General features: G+C 64.2%; 2 protein-coding genes. One reads left to right on the forward strand and one right to left on the reverse strand.

Annotated elements, in window-relative coordinates:
- Positions 1-155: 155 nt before the first annotated feature.
- Positions 156-1,133 (reverse strand): CsgG/HfaB family protein, encoded by a 978-nt coding sequence (locus AC1VWL_RS19185; RefSeq protein WP_482987742.1) that lies wholly within the window; start codon positions 1,131-1,133, stop codon positions 156-158.
- 782 nt (positions 1,134-1,915) lie between these two features.
- Here AC1VWL_RS19185 and AC1VWL_RS19190 point away from each other — a divergent pair.
- A complete protein-coding gene (locus tag AC1VWL_RS19190; protein WP_296250950.1) occupies positions 1,916-2,965 on the forward strand; it encodes a lipid A deacylase LpxR family protein in 1,050 nt (349 codons plus the stop codon).
- Positions 2,966-3,110 lie beyond the last annotated feature (145 nt).

Genomic DNA, 3,110 nt, shown 5'->3' on the forward strand with positions numbered 1-3,110 from the left:
GCTGGCCCCGCGCCTCCCCCTCCCCCCCCCCCCCCCCCTCCCCCCCTCCCCCCGCCCCGCCGGCCCCCCCGGCCCCCCGCCCCCCCCCCCCCCCCACTACACCCTAGAAACCAGAAGGGCCGCTTGCGCGGCCCTTCTGCGGGGTAAACCCAGGCTTACTTGGACAGCTGCAGCAGGGTGGACGACACCCAACCGCGGTTGCCCAGTTCATCCTCGACTTCCCACATCACGCCCTCCTTGGTGCCGGTCGGGTACAGCATCATCCCAGCTTCCAGGGTGCGCACCGGCGCGCCGGTACCGCGGGCATTGGCCAGCAGGCGACCGGCACGGGTCACCGTCACCGCCTGCTGCGCGTTGGCGGCAGAGGCGTTATTCGGCAAACCACCCAGCTGGGCGATGATGTCGGTGTAGGCCTGCAGGTAGGCCATGGTGATCACCTGGCCGATTTCGGTGTTGGCGTAACCGCCAACGCCCGCGGCGCCTAGGCCGCTGCCGCCGAACAGGCCACCGCTGGCACCGAAGCCCATGTCGCTCTTGCGCGCCGAACCTTCGGAGATGGCGACCTGCTCCGACGAACGCACGTCGGTCACGGTCAGCACCACGTCGGCGGTCTTGCTGGTGAAGTTCAAGCCACCCACCAACGCACCGGCGCGGCCGCCGATCAGGCCACCCAGCAAACCACCAATGGCATTGCCACCGGCATTGCTGTTCTGCGAGATCAGGTCCGGGATCATCACGTAGTCAGCGGCCTTGATCTGGCCCTTGCCGACGTTGGAACGACCACGCAGGTCACCACTGGCTGCCAGTTCACGCTCGAACTGGCCCGCGGCCATGCCGGCACCACGGTCCACCAGGGTGAAACAGCGCGAACGGCTGACGAAGGCCTTGATCAGGCGCGACGGCGCCGGCAGCTGCTGGCCAGTCCACCAATGGGTGGAGTCTTCCGGCTCGATCACCGACAAGGTGCCGATCGGACGCTGGCAGGTTGGAATCTGTGCGGCGGCCTGCTGGCGCTGTTCCTGCGCCTGGGTACCCTTGGCCTTGAATGCTGCCTGGGCCGGCTGGCTGCTGACAGCCGCAGCAATACCCAGAGTGATGACCGCTGCAGTGAGCGGCGAAAAAACGTTACGCATCTGATACTTCCCCATTAACCTGCACCTTACGAGGTGCGTTCCATTGGCTTAGAGACCTTGCGGTAAGACTCTGTCCCTGATGTTACCTAGCAGACGAGCACGGTCCGGTCCGCCGGAATCCTAACCCAGACCGACGTCAGGATGCATGACGTTTTTGTGAGGCGGCTCCCTTTATATGCACTGAAACTGCCTCTGTCGCGTCACATCTCCCCGCAAAAAGACGGCCAGAAGGCATCGACCACCTCCGGCCCATTCCACGTCCAATGCGGAGGCCATGCCGCATCGCCTGCTGCCAGAGCCTCCTCCTGCGTGGAGATCACGGGCCTACCCCCTATTCAGGCCAGAGCACACCTAACCGCGTGAACCGCTGGGCTGGGCGGGACCAGGGAAGCTCCGAGGGGTATCGACTGAAGACAGGGCTGGCGGCCTCAACGACAGCCACGATCCGGCTTGTTTGCGCAGCAGAACCCTGCCACCACCGCAAACGCCCACCAACAACATGTCAGCCACACAATGACTGTCTCATCTGGGAAAACCTCCATCCCGCCAGACCGACGAAAGCCAGACCAGGAAAGCGGCGACAATGACGAGCGCAGTTGAACTGCGCCGCGCGCATGCATACGAAACGCCCTCCAGCCAAGACCACCCACCTCGTCTGGTGCGCGCATCCACGCGCGGAAATCCATCGTCACACCCACAACAATCTGTCCGCTCGATAGCGATATGCCGACCCACAACGGATCACTAAGCTGCATGTCACTCTGCCGGCGAGGAGTCCGTACATGAAGAAAGGCACCAGACTGCTGTTGCTGATGGCAGGCAGCCTTGCAATCACCCCCGCTTGGGCAGCGCAACAATGCGCACAAAGCGCCTTGAGCGACCACCCGCCAGCGATCAATTTCCGCGTCGACAATGACTTGCTCGGCGGTGCACAGCAGGATCAGGGATACACCAATGGCGCGATGTTCACGCTGGTGTCGCCGAACCTGCAGGACTACACCGATGACCCCTGCCTGCCGCGCCTTGCGCGCTGGATGAATCGTCATCTGGAACGCCTGCATCCTGGTGAATTCCAGCAGCAGAACATGATTTTCAGTTTCGGCCAGGGCCTGTACACACCGACCGACAACACCCGTAGCGACCTGATCGAGGATGACCGCCCGTATGCAGCGGTGTTGATGGTCAACTTCGGCTACAACGCGCGTAACGGCAACCACCTGCGCACCACCCAGTTGGCGCTGGGGATGGTTGGCCCCTCCGCGCAGGGAAAGCAGGTGCAGGATGCCGTGCACAGCGTTCTTGGCGATGAGAAGTTCATGGGCTGGGACAACCAGTTGCATGACGAACCGGTGTTCAAACTCTTGCATGAGCGTATGCAACGCTGGCCTGCCGAAGGTAACGCGAGCGGCTGGGGCTGGGACGCGATCAGCCATTGGGGTGGCGCCATCGGCAACCTGGCTACGTATGCCAATGTTGGTGGCGAAGTACGTTTCGGCTGGAAGCTGCCTGACGACTTCGGCAGCTCACCGATGCGCCCCGCCGGTGAGAACACCGCACCCACCCGCCGCGGCCGTGCAGAAGGCTGGTCCAGCCATCTGTTCGTCACCAGCGACGCGCGTTGGGTACTGCGCGACATCACCCTGGATGGCAACACCTTCCGCAATAGCCACAGCGTGGACAAGCGTCCGTTTGTCGGCGACATCGGCTATGGCGTTGCAGTGATGCGTGGCAAGTGGAAATTCGCGCTGGCGCGTTACCACCGCACCCGCGAATTCGACGGCCAGAAAGAGACGCCGGTATTCGGCAGTTTCACCATCAGCCGCACGCTTTGATTGCGGGCGTGAGAAAGCGCGGTCGACTCTGCTTGCTGGTGCGATAAAGCGAAGAGCGCCCCCCCCCCCCCCCCCCCCACCCCCCCGGGGGGGGGGGCGGGGCGGAGGGCGGGGCGGCGTCGCGCGCCACCCCCCCCCCCCCCGC

This window comes from Stenotrophomonas sp. STEN063 (genome assembly GCF_056854515.1).

Bases quoted from the DNA above. Each gene is read 5' to 3' on its own strand.
- AC1VWL_RS19190 (WP_296250950.1), top strand. From the start codon at position 1,916: ATGAAGAAAGGCACCAGACTGCTGTTGCTGATGGCAGGCAGCCTTGCA.
- AC1VWL_RS19185 (WP_482987742.1), bottom strand. From the start codon at position 1,133: ATGCGTAACGTTTTTTCGCCGCTCACTGCAGCGGTCATCACTCTGGGT.